Below are 14284 nucleotides of genomic sequence, written 5' to 3'. Positions count from 1 at the left end.
CCGGTTCGCGGAATATCCCCGGCTCAGGGGAAGACCGGCGCCAGCATCAGCCCGGCCGTCTCCGCTTCGCCGAGCATGAGGTTAGCATTCTGCAGCGCCTGGCCGGAAGAGCCCTTGGTCAGGTTGTCGAGGCTGACGGTCACGATCGCGCGACCTTCGATCCGGTCGGCGGTCACGCCGACATGGACGAAGTTCGAGCCGCGCACCGACCGGGTCGAGGCGACCTCGCCGATCGGCAGCACGACGAGGAACGGCTCGTCGGCATAGGCCGCGGCGAAGGCGTCATGGATCGCCTGCGCCTCGCCATGGACATAGATCGTCGCCAGGATGCCGCGGTTGGCCGGGATCAGGTGCGGAGTGAACTGCACCTTGACCGGACGGCCTGCCCATTTCGCGAATTCCTGGTCGAACTCGCCCAGATGGCGGTGGGTGCCGCCGGCCGCATAGGGGTGCGCGCCTTCGCTCAGCTCGGCATGGAGCAGGTTTTCCTTCAGCGACCGGCCAGCGCCCGAGACGCCGGTGACGAGGTCGATGATGATGTAGTCGAGATCGATCACGCCCGCGCGGATCAGCGGCACCAGGCCGAACTGGCCGGTCGCGGCGTTGCAGCCGGTGCCCGCCACCAGGCGCGCGCCGCGGATGTCGTCGCGGTAGAACTCGGTCAGGCCGTAGACCGCCTCGCCCTGCAGATCGAGCGCGGCATGCGCGTTGCCGTACCATTTCTCGTATTCCGCCGGATCGCGCAGCCGGAAATCCGCCGAGAGATCGACGATCTTCACGTCGCGCGGCAGTGCCGAAATCACCGCCTGCGAGGTCTTGTGCGGCAGGGCGCAGAACACCAGGTCGATCGCCGAGAAATCGACCTCGTCGATCTTGGTCAGCGCGGGCAGGTCGAGATGGCGCAGATGCGGGAAGACCTCGCCCATCGCCTGCCCGGCCTTGCGGTCCGCGGTCAGCGCGGCGATCTCGAAGGACGGATGGGTGGCGATCAGCCGGACAAGCTCGGCCCCGGTATAGCCGGAAGCGCCCAGAACTGCGATTTTCTTGGTCATGTCAGGTCCTTGCGGAGCAAATCTTAGATATGGTCGACGTGTTCGAAGACGACCCTGCGTCGGAGGATCTGGGTCGCCTTGTTCGACACGGCGCGCGCGTCGCCGGTGGTCAGGAACCGGGTCTCGGTGCCTGCCCCGTACATGTCGGGATGCCGCTTGAGATAGTCCTCGAGGCTCGAGGCCACCAGGTTGGCCTGGGAATAGACCTTGACCTGCGGCCCCAGCGCCTCCTGGAAGACGCCCTCCATCAGCGGGTAATGGGTGCAGCCGAGGATCGCGGCTTCGGGATGCGGCATCCGCCGCTTGAGCGCCTCGACATGGCTGCGCACCAGCGCCTCGGCGAGGATCTCGTCCCCGGCCTCGAGCGCATCGACCAGGCCGCCGCAGGGCTGGGCCTCGACATCGACGCCGATCGCGCGGAACGCGAGCTCGCGCTGGAAGGCGCGGCTCGACACCGTGGCGGGCGTCGCGAACAGCGCGACATGCTTGACCGAGACCTCGCGCGGCGGGGAATTGTCGCCCCATTGCCGCTCGGTCAGCGCCTCGATCAGCGGCACGAAGACGCCGAGCACCCGCTTGTCCGCCGGGATCCAGGTTTCCTGCATCCGCTTCAGCGCCGCCGCAGAGGCGGTGTTGCAGGCCAGGATCACCAGATCGCAGCCCGCCTCCCACAGCCGCGTCACCGCGCTTGTGGTCAGGTTGTAGATGTCCTCGGCGTCGCGCACGCCATAGGGCGCGTGGGCGTTGTCGCCGAAATAGACGAAGGGGACGTCCGGCAAGCGCCGGGACACCGCGTCAAGGACGGTAAGCCCGCCCAGGCCTGAGTCGAAAATGCCGACAGCCATCAGTTCCGGTGCTTTTCCTCGAATTCGAACCCGTAGCCCATGGATCGCACGGGCACTGGCGACAGGCGATACGTCTGTTCGCGCAGAAAGTCCATCATTGCCCGCGCATCTCCCAGATAAGGCGCCATCATTTCCCGCGGCAGCGGATCGCCGATCACCACGTCGACCGGACGGTTCACCCGCGCCCCGAATTCCTTGATCAGGAGCCCCAGCCGCAGGTTCTGGTGCAGGTGGCTGGCCAGCTGGAAGACCCTCGAATTGTGCCCGGCAAAGAACACCGGCACGACCGTGGCGCCGGAGCGGGCGATCATCCGCGCGGTGAAGCTGCGCCAGCCCGGATCCATCGGCTGCGAGAACGGCCTGAGCGCGGTCGAGACCGTGCCGCCCGGGAAGACGCCCATCGCGCCGCCCTGCCCCAGATAGCCGAGCGCCGCGCGGCGGGTCTCGAGATTCTGCTGCACCGCCGCCTTCGTGCCGTCGAAGGCGACCGGCAGGACGACCTTCTCCAGATCTTCGGCGCGGCGGAACACCTGGTTGGCGAGGATGCGGAAATCGCCGCGGGCGCGGCGCAGGATCAGCCCCATCATCAGGCCGTCGAGGATGCCGAAGGGATGGTTGGCGATCACCACCACCGGCCCCTCGCGCGGAATGTTCTCCAGCGATCCGGCAAGGAGGCGCAGCGACAGCCCGTAACGCTCGGCCATGACCTCCCAGAAATCGCGCCCGGCGGCGACATCGCGCTCGTAGCCCTCGGCCCGCCGGATCAGCTTGATCCTGCCGGTCGCATTCTCCATGGCGCGGATCAGCGCCCGGCCGCCGGGCGATCCGGCCGAGCTTGCATAGCTGATGTCCCGGGCTATGTCCCGCTGGCGGCTGCGGTCCTCGCGGCTGATGCGGCCCATGGCTCCTCCGTTCCTGCGGGTCGCGCGCAAGTATCAGCGACACGCCCGATGCGGCAAGGGGGCCATACCAAGGGTGCAAAGCTGATTTCTCATAATTGCAATCCTCGGCTGCACGTGCCAGTTTTGGCACACTCAACACAGGCATGGTCATGGACTGGGACAAGTTACGGATTTTCCACGCAGTTGCGGACGCGGGGAGCCTCACCCACGCGGGCGAACACCTGCATCTTTCGCAATCGGCGGTCTCCCGCCAGATACGGGCGCTGGAGACATCGCTCAACACCACGCTGTTCCACCGCCACGCCCGCGGCCTGATCCTGACCGAGCAGGGCGAGCTTCTGTTCGACGCGACCTCGGCCATGGTCAAGCGGCTCGACGCTGCGGCCGCCCGGATCCGCGACAGCGAGGAAGAGGTTTTCGGCGAGCTGCGCGTGACCACCACGACGGGCTTCGGCTCGCTCTGGCTGGTGCCGCGCCTGCCCGCGCTCTACAAGAAGTACCCCGACCTCAAGATCGACCTGATGCTGGAGGAACGGGTGCTCGACCTGCCGATGCGCGAGGCCGATGTCGCGATCCGCATGAAGGAGCCGTCGCAGGCCGACCTGATTCGCAAGCGGCTGATGGCGGTGCACATGCGGCTCTATGCGACGCCGGAATACCTGGCGGAGTTCGGCACGCCGCAGACCCGCGCCGACATGCGCAACCACCGGCTGATCTGCCAGAACGCCACCAGCTTCCAGGTGATGGCGGGGCTCCGGATGGTGCAGGCGCTGATGGCCGAGGACATGCCGTCGCTGCTGACCGTGAACAACTATTTCGGGGTGCTGCAGGGCGTGCGGAACCATCTGGGGATCGGCGTGCTGCCGCATTACGTGGCGCATGACACCGGCAACCTCGTGCGCGTGCTGCCGGATGTCGACAGCGGCGAGGTGCCCGTCTACCTCGCCTATCCCGAGGAACTGCGCCAGTCGAAGCGGATCGCCGCCTTCCGCGACTTCGTGATGGACGAGATCGCGATCTACCGGCGCAACGCGCAGATTTCTGCAGGTGCGAGCGAATAGGCAATTCGAGGCGCATTTTTCGCTTCTGCGGAAAATTTAACCTTGAACTGCATCAGCAAGCCAATTAAGTGGGCTGCAGATGAAGGTTTTGGCCTTCTTCTACCTCCCTGTTGGACTTTGGCCGAGCTTTGTCTCGGCCACTTTTTTTTTCGGCCCTCCGAAAAATGCAGCGCCGCGGCACAGGGAACTTCCCCCGCCCCGGCCACGTTGATCTGCCAGACGCAACCAACTGCGAAAGGCGGGCAACCCCATGGATTTCCTGCGAATACTTGTCGCCATCCTGCTGCCGCCCGTGGGCGTGGCGCTTCAGGTCGGGCTGAGATGGCCGTTCTGGATCAACATCCTGCTGACGCTTCTCGGCTACATCCCGGGCATCGTCCATGCGGTGTGGATCATTGCGAAACGCTGAGCTGGCAGAGCGGCTGGCGCGGGTCGAGCGGATCGCCGGCCTGATGGACGCGCGGTTCCAGATGTTCGGCATCCGCTTCGGCTGGGATGCCGTGGCCGGGCTGGTGCCCGTGCTCGGCGACGCCGCCTCTGCCCTGCCCTCGCTCTACATCATGCACGAGGCCTGGCGCCTCGGCGCACGCAGGCGGGTGCTTGCACGCATGGGGCTGAATATCGGCCTCGACACCGTCCTGGGCTCCGTTCCCGTGGTCGGCGACGTCTTCGACGTGATGTTCAAGGCGAACCGCCGGAACGCCGCGCTGCTGCGCAGGGAGCTGGCCCGGACATCGAAGAAGAAGGAGGACCTATCATGGCCGAGCGCAATTCCGGACTGAAGACCGGCACCTGGGTGCTGGTGGCCGATGGCGAGAAGGCGCTGTTCCTGCGCAATATCGGCGACGAGCTGGACATGAACCTGGCCGTCATCTCGAAGGAGGAGCAGGAGAACCCGCAGGCGCAGGACTGGAAGACCGACCGCGCGGGCCGGTTCAATGACGGCCCCTCGCCGCAGCGGTCTGCCGTCGAGGAGACCGACTGGCACCAGCTCGAGAAGGAACGCTTCGCTGCCGATCTGGCGGAGATGCTCTACAAGGCGGCGCATCGCGGCCGGTTCGACAGGCTGGTGATCCTCGCCAGCCGCCCTGTTCTGGCGACGCTGCGCAAGGAGCTGCACCAGGCGGTGACCGGGCGGCTTGTCCTCGACATCCCGAAGGTCGTGACCAACGTGCCGCTCGACGAGATCGAACGCATCGTCTCGCGCGAAATGGCCGCCACGGCCTGACGCGACCCGCGGGAGGCCCTGGCCTCCCGCCCCCGCCTCTCCGGAAATTCAATGCGGATTTACCCGCATTTGCGCCATGCCTGCAGCATGTCAGCCTTCCGCGGTATTTTCACGGGAGGCCATCTGCCATGACGGCATCGGAACTGCCCGACATCTGGGCGATGGGCCGCGCAGCCTGGCCCGCCGTCCAGCCCTATGTCGGGCACATCATCCTCGCCCTTGCGACGCTCTATGCCAGCGGCAAGCTCGGCGCCTTCAACCGCTCGAAGCAGCGCGACGAGCTGAACGCGCAATACGCCGCCATGCACGACGAATTCTGGAAGGATCCGGCGCTTGGCGAAGTCCGCAAGATGATGCTGGTCGACAAGGTCTATGACCGGGTCCGGCCGGTTCTGGCGCGCCGCTTCCAAGCCCATTCCGAGATGACCGAAGAGGATTACGACACGCTCGACAAGATCGACAAATACGTGAACTTCGTTATCCGCGTCGACGCCGTGAAGCGCCGCTACCTGCGCGAACTCGGCCGCGCGGGCAGCACCGAACGTTTCGTCGAGGACATGCTGTTCGAATACTGGCTCCGCCAGATCGTCGTGCGCAACCGCGTCGAGCTCTTCGCCTATGTCGCCATCTTCTACTACATGCTGCCGAAATCCCGGGACCGCGGACAGGACGACCGCGAGGCCCGCCGCGCGATGGAACTGGTCCGCATGCAGCTGAAGCTCGCCGACCGGGACCGCGACCTGACCGACAGCGGCCGCGCCTTCGGCGCCTATGCGCTCGAGGTGCTGCAGGGACGCAGCCTGATTTCCGAAAGGCACTATCACCTGCTCAACGACCTCGTGCCCGGCGCCCATGGCAAGGTCGCGCTGCCCGCGCCCCGCTGCGCCTCCGGCTGAAGCCGGTTCGGGGCCGCCCGGAGACCTCCGGAACACCGAATATGCGCCATTCGGCGCGATAGCGCGCGCGCAGGCCTTCAATTCCCGCATCAACATCGCTAAGGGCAGGCGCAAAGCAACCTACGGATGGTGCCATGACCGAGCCCGAGATCACCGAAGACCTGATCGCCGCCCACGGCCTGAAGCCCGACGAATACGAACGTCTGCTGGAGATCATCGGGCGTGTCCCGACCTTCACCGAGCTCGGCATCTTCTCGGCCATGTGGAACGAGCACTGCTCGTACAAATCCTCGAAGAAATGGCTGCGCACGCTGCCGACCACCGGCGAGCAGGTAATCTGCGGCCCGGGCGAGAATGCCGGCGTCGTCGATATCGGCGACGGACAGGCCGTGGTCTTCAAGATGGAGAGCCACAACCACCCGTCCTATATCGAGCCCTACCAGGGCGCGGCGACCGGCGTCGGCGGCATCCTGCGCGACGTCTTCACCATGGGTGCCCGCCCGATCGCGGCGATGAACGCGCTGAGCTTCGGCGAGACCTCGCATCCGAAGACCCGCCAGCTGGTGCATGGCGTGGTCGAGGGCATCGGCGGCTACGGCAACTGCTTCGGCGTCCCCACCGTCGGCGGCGAAGTGCGGTTCCATTCCGCCTATAACGGCAACTGCCTGGTGAACGCCTTCGCGGCCGGCCTCGCCGATGCCGACAAGATCTTTTACTCCGCCGCCTCGGGCGTCGGCATGCCGGTCGTCTATCTCGGCGCGAAGACCGGGCGCGACGGCGTCGGCGGCGCGACCATGGCCTCGGCCGAATTCGACGACACGATCGAGGAGAAGCGCCCCACCGTCCAGGTCGGCGACCCCTTCACCGAGAAGCGCCTGATGGAAGCCTGCCTCGAGCTGATGCAGACCGGCGCGGTGATCTCGATCCAGGACATGGGCGCGGCGGGCCTGACCTGCTCGGCCGTGGAAATGGGCGACAAGGGCAAGCTCGGCATCCGGCTCGACCTCGACAAGGTGCCGGTCCGCGAAGAGCAGATGAGCGCCTACGAGATGATGCTGTCGGAATCCCAGGAGCGGATGCTGATGGTGCTGAACCCCGAGAAGGAGGACGTCGCCAAGGCGGTCTTCGACAAGTGGGAACTCGACTTCGCCATCGTCGGCGAGACCATCCCCGAGGACCGCTTCGTCATCGTCCATGGCGGCGAGATCAAGGCGGACCTGCCGCTGTCGAAGCTGTCCTCCGAAGCGCCGGAATACGACCGCCCCTGGGTCGAGACCCCGCCCGCGGCCCCGCTGGGCGAGGTTCCCGCGATCGGCCCGATCGACGGCCTCAAGGCGCTGGTCGGCTCGCCGAACTACGCCTCCAAGGCCTGGGTCTACGAGCAGTACGACCACATGGTCATGGCCGACACCGTGCGCCGTCCGGGGCTCGGCGGCGGCGCGGTCCGCGTGCACGGCACCCAGAAGGCGCTGGTCTTCACCTCCGACGTGACCCCGCGCTACGTCAAGGCGAACCCCTATGAGGGCGGCAAGCAGGCGGTGGCCGAAGCCTACCGCAACCTGACCGCCGCAGGCGCCAAGCCGCTGGCCACGACCGACAACCTCAACTTCGGCAACCCCGAGAAGCCCGAGATCATGGGCCAGTTCGTCGGCGCGCTGAAAGGCATCGGCGAGGCCTGCGCGGCGCTCGACATGCCGATCGTCTCGGGCAACGTCTCGCTCTACAACGAGACCGACGGCCAGGGCATCCTGCCGACCCCGACCATCGGCGCGGTGGGCCTGCTCAAGAACGCCAGGAACCTGATCGGCGCCGCGCCGGAAGAGGGCGACCTTGCCGTCCTGCTGGGCAACCCGGGCAGCCATCTGGGCCAGTCCGCCGTCCTCGCCGAGCTTTTCGGCATCGAGGAAGGCGACGCGCCCTCGGTCGACCTGAAGGCCGAGCGCAAGCACGGCGTCTTCCTGCGCAACAACCGCAAGCTGGTGCATGCCGCGACCGATCTGGGCGATGGCGGCCTCGCACTCGCCGCCTTCGAGATGGCAGCGGCCGGCGGCATGGGTGTCGAGATCGAGAGCGCCGATGCGGGCGAGCTCTTCGGCGAGGACCAGGCGCGCTACCTGCTGGCCTGCGGCTTCGACGAGGCCGAGGAACTGCTGGTCCTGGCGGGCGGCAAGGGCATCCCGGTCGCGGTCGTCGGCAAGTTCGGCGGCGAGACCGTGAGCCTCGGCGGCGCCTCCGCCCCGCTCTCCGAGCTGGTGGACACCTACCGCGGCGCCTTCATCGCCACGGTCGGCTGAGCCTTCCGCCGGAGCGCCCCCGACAGGGCCAGCGCTCCGGCCTCCGGAACGACCCCCGGCGGCAGCGGCACCGCTGCCCCGGTCGCCTCCCGAACGCCGAAGCTGGCGGCGAAGCCCAGATCGAACCGCGTTTCACGGTCATGGCTGCCATCGCCCCCTGCCCAGCTGCGCGCCGCTCTGTCCGGACGGCAGGTTGGCCCTGGCGAGGATCAGCGCCTCCTCCGCGGCGAAGCGCTCGAAGATCATGCCGATCCCTTGCCCGTCTGCGGCAGTGGTGGCTGGCATGACGGCTGCTGCAGCGCGGAAGAGCACCGAACACGACAAAATCTGCCGTCAAGCCCCTGCCTAATTCCTTACCCAAAGTCAACACGGGCGCAGACGGAACCGGCGTCGGGGACTCTGCCAGTGCCTGCGCGCAGATCCGCCTTGCGGGGGCCTGCGGGCGCCCTTAGATTTCGACTGAAACAAAGGAATATCCCATGCCGATGCAAGCCGAGGAAATCGAGACTCTCCTGCGCGAGAGCTTTCCCAATGCCAAGATCACCATCATGGACATGGCCGGCGACGGAAACCACTACGCCGCCGAGATCATCGACGAAAGCTTCCGCGGGCTGAACCGCGTCCAGCAGCAGCGCTCGGTCTATGCCGCGCTGAAGGGCAAGATGGACGGGTCCGCGGGCGAGCTGCACGCGCTGGCGCTGACCACCAAGGCGCCGGAGTGACACCGCTGCTCTGGGTCCTTGCCGGGATCGCCGCGGCCATCGCCGCCGCGGCCCTGGCAGAGGCCTGGATCAAGCGCGGCCGCCGCCGCCCCCTTGCGGCGCACCGCCCCGTCCCGGACCGGGACCGCTCCCCGGAACTGGGCATGGAAGCAACCGACCTCGACGGGTACCGGAGGCTTCTGAGACAGAACGACCAGATCGGCGCGCAGCGGACGCGTCTTGGCACCTTCCGTGCTGGGATCGCAACCGATAGACGGGCGCCTGACAGAGACCAAGGAGACAACGCATGACCACCACCGTGGAAGAGCAGATCAAGGACACCGTGACCACGAACGAAGTGGTCCTTTTCATGAAGGGCACCAAGATGATGCCGCAATGCGGCTTCTCCAGCCGCGTCGCGGGCGTGCTGAACTTCATGGGCGTCGAGTTCATGGACGTGAACGTCCTCGAAGACGCCGAAATCCGCCAGGGGATCAAGGATTTCTCCGACTGGCCGACCATCCCGCAGCTCTACGTCAAGGGCGAGTTCGTCGGCGGCTGCGACATCATCACCGAGATGACCCTGTCGGGCGAGCTCGACGCGCTGTTCGAAAAGGAAGGCGTGGCCTTCTCGAAGGACGCCGCCGAGAAAATCCGGGCCGCCAACGCCTGATCCCGCGCGCCGGGGCAGCCAGCTTGCCCCGGCCCTCCTCCGGCCCGCATCCCGGCCGGAGCCCTGCCCCGGCAGCATCCGGCCCCTGCTACCGCTACCGGATTCGCGGCGCGGGCGACATTTTCCCGAAGCTTCCGCCGCAATGCAGAACCGTTACCGCAAACGGTCGCGCTAACACGTCACGTTTACCGCTAACACATTCTATAGGCTGGATTTTTCTCTTTTTTGCTTGGGTACGCGCAGGTATACGGGGGCCAGTTCAGCACCGGCTCGGCGCGCCTCCCCGCCTCGCAGCCCCCTTCAGGAGACTGTCCCATGACGATCACCGTCGGCATCAACGGTTTCGGCCGCATCGGCCGCTGCACGCTCGCCCATATCGCCGAAAGCGGCCGCAACGACGTCGAGGTCGTCAAGATCAACGCCACCGGGCCGATCGAGACCAATGCGCATCTCCTGAAATACGACTCCATCCACGGCCGCTTCGGCGGGACCGTCAAGGTCGAGGGCAACACGCTGGACATGGGCCGCGGCCCGATCCAGGTGTTCTCGACCTACGAGCCGAAGGAACTGGACTGGACCGGCGTCGATGTCGTGCTGGAATGCACCGGCAAGTTCAATGACGGCCACAAGGGCCGCGTCCATGTCGAACAGGGCGCGAAGAAGGTGCTGTTCTCCGCCCCCGCCAAGAATGTCGACAAGACCATCGTCTACGGCGTCAACCATCGCAGCCTGCTGACCACCGACACGATGGTGTCGAACGGCTCCTGCACCACCAACTGCCTCGCCCCGCTCGCCAAGGTGCTGAACGACGCCATCGGGATCGAGCGCGGCATCATGACGACGATCCACTCCTATACCGGCGACCAGCCGACGCTGGACCGCCGCCACAGCGATCTCTACCGCGCGCGCTCCGCCGCGATGGCGATGATCCCGACCTCCACCGGCGCGGCAAAGGCGCTGAAAGAGGTGCTGCCGGAGCTGGAAGGCAAGCTCGACGGTTCGTCGATCCGCGTGCCGACCCCGAATGTCTCCTGCGTCGACCTGACCTTCGAGGCTGCCCGGGACGTGACCGTGGCCGACGTCAACGAGGTCGTCCGCGAAGCTGCCGAAGGCCATATGCGCGCCGTGCTGGGCTATGATCCCGAACCGAAAGTCTCGATCGACTTCAACCACACCACGCAGTCCTCGATCTTCGCGCCGGAGCAGACCAAGGTCGTCGGCGGCCGCACCGTCCGCGTGCTGGCCTGGTACGACAACGAATGGGGCTTCTCCTGCCGCATGGCCGATGTCGCCGCCGCGATGGGCCGGCTGCTGCACTGAACCACCGCCCGGCGCGAGCCAGGCACCTCGCGCCGACCACACGCGCGTTCCGGCCCCGACACTGCGTCGGGGCCTTTTTCTTTGCCCGCCTCCCAAGTCGTGACGGAACATGCCGCCGCGCCGACCGTTTTCCCGATAGGCGGCTCTGCCGAGCCGCCCGCATCGGAACCGAGGAGGAGGATGACCGATGACCCCGCAGACACCGATCCAGCGCGGCCGTGGCCGCGCCGTCGCCGCCGCTGCCGCCGCCCAGGAGGAGGCCCGCCGCGGCGAGCGTGGTGCTGGCGCCCGCGCCCTCGGCGATGACCGAGACGCCGCCGCCCGAGGTCACGTCGCGGGTCAGCGTGGCCGAGACGTCGTCATCCGCCCAGCCGAAGCCGATCCCGAGACCGACCGCGGCATCCGTGCCCTTCGCGTCGCCTTTCGAGATGGTCGCGGTTTCCGCCACATGGGTGGCGTGGATCCCGAGGTCGCCGTCGATGTCGAGCACGGCCGAGCCGTCATCCTCGGCGCTGGCCGAGGTGTCGTTGTTGGCGACCGAAATGGCCACGACCGGCGCGACGGCAGTGCCGCCCTCGGCGCCGCCTTCGGCCTCCGAGCGCATGCCGTATTCGCTGTCGGCCTCAATGGACAGATCGCCGACCTTCGAGGCCGCGACCGTGGAGACCTCGGCCCCGGGATCGAAGGCGGCCGCCGTGTCGTGATTGGCCAGGGTCAAGGCAAAGCTCGCCCCCACGCCGACATTGCCGGCCGCTTCCTGCTTGGCGCCCGCCTTGGTGGCGGCGAAGGCGGCCGTGGCGGCCTTGACCTCGACCGCGCCCTTGCCGGCTTCGCCGTCCGAGGTGCCTTCGACCGCGCCGACGGTGCTGCCTGCCGAGATCAGCGCATCGGTATCGGCATTGTGCGAATTGATCGCCAGCGCGCCCGCCACGCCGATATCGCCGTCCGAGGCGCCCGAGGTGGCATCCGCCGCCGACCGTCCGACCGCGTCGACCAGCGCGCCGTCGCCATCGCCGGTGATGGTGATCGCCTTGCCGTCCGCGGCCTTGCCGAGGCTCTCGGCCAGCTTCAGGTCGCCGTCGTCGCCGACGACCGCGTAATAGACCGTGCCGGAGGTCAGCCCGCCGATCTCGGTGCCGCCGCCGTCTTCGTAGCGCAGCGCATCGCCGGTGCGCAGCCGGCCCGCATCGTCCGAGGCCAGGGTGTAATGCGATCCCTCGCTGTCGAAAGTAACCGGATCCTCGCCGCTCTTGGTCAGGGTGTGCGCATTGCCCAGGGGCGCGCCGGTCAGGTCGATCGCCGTGCCGTCATTGGCATTGACCTCGCTGGTCGCCAGCTGGATGTAGCCATCCTCCTTGACGATGACCCAGACCTGGCCCTCGATCGAGGCATTGGAGCCGTCCTCGATCGCCGTGCCGCCGCCCGCCGAATAGGTGACCTCGTCGCCGGTCGAGAATTTCGACGCATCGTCGCCGAGGAAGATGGTGTTCTCGTCCAGGTCGACGATGGCATGGGTATCGACCGACAGGTCGAGCTCCTTCTCGGCCATCCCGGCCTCGACCAGCACCCCGTCGCCGGTGACATCGGCGCCGTTCGTCTGCGCCAGCGTGGTCACGTTCGAGGAATTCACCGCCGCAGCCGCGCCGATCGTGGCGCTCTGGCCCTGCGAGGCCGAGCCGTCGGCAACCGCGCGGCTGTCGACATTCGACAGCGCCCGGAGCGAGGCCTGCCCGTCCGCCGCGACCGTCACGCCGTCGCCAAGTTCGGCCAGCACCTCGGCATTCTGCACGTTGACGGTGATCGCCGCTGCGACCGACATCGAGCCGTCCGAGGTATTGGCGCTCGGGGTCTCGGTCTCGCCCGAGGCCGAGCCGGTCCGCGATGCCGCCTGTTCGTTGGCATGGGCGAGCTGCGCATTCGACTGCTGATCGACCGCGTCGTCATCCTCGGTCGCGGCGGGATCGGTATCCTCCTCTTCCGCGCCCGAAGCCGCGGCGCTGGCGGAACTGCGGGTCCGCATGATGCCCTTGGCGGCAATAGCCGCCGCCCCGCCCGAAGCAGTCAGGTCGCGCAGGAGCCGCGCGGTCGCGGTCTGCTCGTCGATGCTCATCGCGAAGGACGCGCCGAAGGCGGTCGAGCCGCCCTCCGCATCGCCCTCGGCATCGGTGTCGGAAGACGCATCGTGCAGCGCCTCCATCGACAGCCCGCCGCCCAGGGTCAGCGCGCTGCCGGTGCCGATCCGTGCGGTGGTGTCCGAAAACAGGAAGGTGATCGCCACCACCGGCGTGATCACGGTCGCGGATTCCGAGCCCTCGGCTGCCTTGGCGCCGCCCACGGCCTTGGTCATGATCTCGGAAGTGGAGGATGCCGTCAGGGTCAGATCGTCGCCATTGCTGATCGCCGCCGTGTCGCCGATCTCGGCCACGGTCTGGTGGTCGATGAAGGCAAGCGCCACCGAGGCGCCGATCCCCAGGCTCTCGGCCGTCACCCCGTCCTCGTTCGGCTCGGCGGTGGTCTCGGCCTTGGTCGCCGAGGTCGCGGTGATGGTCAGGCTGCCGCCCGACAGATCCAGCACGGCCCCGGACTCGACAGTGGCCGAGACATCGGTCTCGACCACATGGATGGCCAGCGATCCGGCGATGCCGGTCTTGTTGGAATCCCCGACCCCCGAGGTCGCGGTGATCGAGAAGGTCGAATCCGCATCCATCTCGGCGGCGAGCGTGGTGCCCCCCGCCGCGTCGATGGTCGAACTGCCCATGATCGCGGCGCTGGTGCGCGCGCTGACGATGCCCACGGCCACGGCCACGCCCACCCCGGTGCTGCCCGAACCGGTATTGGTCGCGTCCGAGGTCGCGGTGACGCTGTCGGTCGACATCGCCTTGATCAGGAAGGCCCCGCCCGAGGTCACCGAGGACCCGTCGAGCGCGGCCCCCGTCTCGGGGCGGTAATCCGACACGGTCACCGTCGCCGCGAAGGACACCGAGCCTTCGGCCGTCTCGGCATCGTTGGCGGCCAGCTCCTGCTCGGAGCGGCGGTCCGTGGTCTCGCCCTGTTCGCTGTCCTCGGCCCCGCCCGCGGTCGAGGTCGCGGCCGTGGCGATCGCGGAAGTCAGCGTCGCCGAGAGGGTGACATCGCCGGCCGCATCGACCGTGGCATTGCCGTCGATCCCGGCGGTGGTGGCGGCGTTGACCTCGGTGAAGGCCAGCGCGGCGCCGGCATCGCCGCCCGAGCCGTCAGCGGTCGCATTGACCGACAGGTCGGTGGCCGCGGTCAGGCTGACCGTCCCGGCGGAAGTCATCGAGCCGCCCGACA

14 protein-coding genes are annotated in these 14284 nt (G+C 67.5%); 10 read left to right on the top strand and 4 right to left on the bottom strand.

Annotated features, from left to right (window positions below; genetic code table 11):
• Positions 1–23 precede the first annotated feature (23 nt).
• Genes argC through C7T91_RS14975 form a run of 3 tightly spaced genes read right to left on the bottom strand, consistent with a single transcriptional unit; the run spans position 24 to position 2799 of the window.
• Complete coding sequence (argC, locus tag C7T91_RS14985; protein WP_108259944.1) at positions 24–1052, bottom strand: N-acetyl-gamma-glutamyl-phosphate reductase; 1029 nt, start codon at positions 1050–1052, stop codon at positions 24–26.
• A 23-nt stretch (positions 1053–1075) separates the two neighbouring features.
• Positions 1076–1897: a glutamate racemase gene (locus tag C7T91_RS14980; protein ID WP_108259943.1), complete on the bottom strand. Its 822-nt coding sequence runs from the start codon at positions 1895–1897 to the stop codon at positions 1076–1078.
• On the bottom strand, positions 1897–2799 hold the full coding sequence (locus C7T91_RS14975) for a lysophospholipid acyltransferase family protein (RefSeq protein ID WP_108259942.1): 903 nt from the start codon (positions 2797–2799) through the stop codon (positions 1897–1899). Before C7T91_RS14975 ends, C7T91_RS14980 begins: the two co-directional genes overlap by 1 nt.
• A gap of 149 nt (positions 2800–2948) precedes the next feature.
• Here C7T91_RS14975 and C7T91_RS14970 point away from each other — a divergent pair, with 149 nt between their 5' ends.
• From C7T91_RS14970 to purL, 6 genes are all read left to right on the top strand, one after another.
• Positions 2949–3860: a LysR family transcriptional regulator gene (locus tag C7T91_RS14970; RefSeq protein WP_108259941.1), complete on the top strand. Its 912-nt coding sequence runs from the start codon at positions 2949–2951 to the stop codon at positions 3858–3860.
• Between the two features lie 250 nt (positions 3861–4110).
• Positions 4111–4269: a YqaE/Pmp3 family membrane protein gene (locus tag C7T91_RS14965; protein ID WP_108259940.1), complete on the top strand. Its 159-nt coding sequence runs from the start codon at positions 4111–4113 to the stop codon at positions 4267–4269.
• Positions 4256–4642, top strand: coding sequence for a DUF4112 domain-containing protein (locus C7T91_RS14960; RefSeq protein ID WP_236638250.1), 387 nt, complete (start codon positions 4256–4258; stop codon positions 4640–4642). Before C7T91_RS14965 ends, C7T91_RS14960 begins: the two co-directional genes overlap by 14 nt.
• Entirely contained in the window at positions 4618–5088 is a 471-nt protein-coding gene (locus C7T91_RS14955) for a host attachment family protein (protein ID WP_108259938.1), read from the top strand. Before C7T91_RS14960 ends, C7T91_RS14955 begins: the two co-directional genes overlap by 25 nt.
• Positions 5089–5216: 128 nt before the next feature.
• Positions 5217–5984, top strand: a complete 768-nt coding sequence (locus tag C7T91_RS14950; protein WP_108259937.1) for a hypothetical protein — start codon at positions 5217–5219, stop codon at positions 5982–5984.
• Positions 5985–6118: 134 nt separating this feature from the next.
• Positions 6119–8278: a phosphoribosylformylglycinamidine synthase subunit PurL gene (gene purL, locus C7T91_RS14945; RefSeq protein ID WP_108259936.1), complete on the top strand. Its 2160-nt coding sequence runs from the start codon at positions 6119–6121 to the stop codon at positions 8276–8278.
• 138 nt (positions 8279–8416) lie between these two features.
• On the opposite strand, the gene C7T91_RS32615 is transcribed toward purL, so the two are convergent.
• Positions 8417–8563 carry a hypothetical protein gene (locus C7T91_RS32615; RefSeq protein ID WP_161555921.1) on the bottom strand — a complete coding sequence of 49 codons (147 nt, stop codon included), beginning with the start codon at positions 8561–8563 and terminating at the stop codon, positions 8417–8419.
• A 194-nt stretch (positions 8564–8757) separates the two neighbouring features.
• Between C7T91_RS32615 and C7T91_RS14935 the strand changes: the two genes are divergently transcribed.
• From C7T91_RS14935 to gap, 4 genes are all read left to right on the top strand, one after another.
• Positions 8758–9000, top strand: a complete 243-nt coding sequence (locus C7T91_RS14935; protein WP_108259934.1) for a BolA/IbaG family iron-sulfur metabolism protein — start codon at positions 8758–8760, stop codon at positions 8998–9000.
• Positions 8997–9290: a hypothetical protein gene (locus C7T91_RS14930; protein ID WP_108259933.1), complete on the top strand. Its 294-nt coding sequence runs from the start codon at positions 8997–8999 to the stop codon at positions 9288–9290. Before C7T91_RS14935 ends, C7T91_RS14930 begins: the two co-directional genes overlap by 4 nt.
• Positions 9287–9652 (top strand): Grx4 family monothiol glutaredoxin, encoded by a 366-nt coding sequence (gene grxD / locus C7T91_RS14925; RefSeq protein WP_108259932.1) that lies wholly within the window; start codon positions 9287–9289, stop codon positions 9650–9652. Before C7T91_RS14930 ends, grxD begins: the two co-directional genes overlap by 4 nt.
• A 315-nt stretch (positions 9653–9967) precedes the next feature.
• Positions 9968–10972, top strand: a complete 1005-nt coding sequence (gene gap / locus C7T91_RS35850) for a type I glyceraldehyde-3-phosphate dehydrogenase (protein ID WP_108259931.1) — start codon at positions 9968–9970, stop codon at positions 10970–10972.
• The last annotated feature ends 3312 nt before the right edge of the window (positions 10973–14284 follow it).

The sequence above is a fragment of the Mangrovicoccus ximenensis genome (genome assembly GCF_003056725.1).
Taxonomy (GTDB): domain Bacteria; phylum Pseudomonadota; class Alphaproteobacteria; order Rhodobacterales; family Rhodobacteraceae; genus Mangrovicoccus; species Mangrovicoccus ximenensis.
Note: the sequence above shows the minus strand (reverse complement) of the source record. Positions and strands in the feature narration are given on the sequence as shown.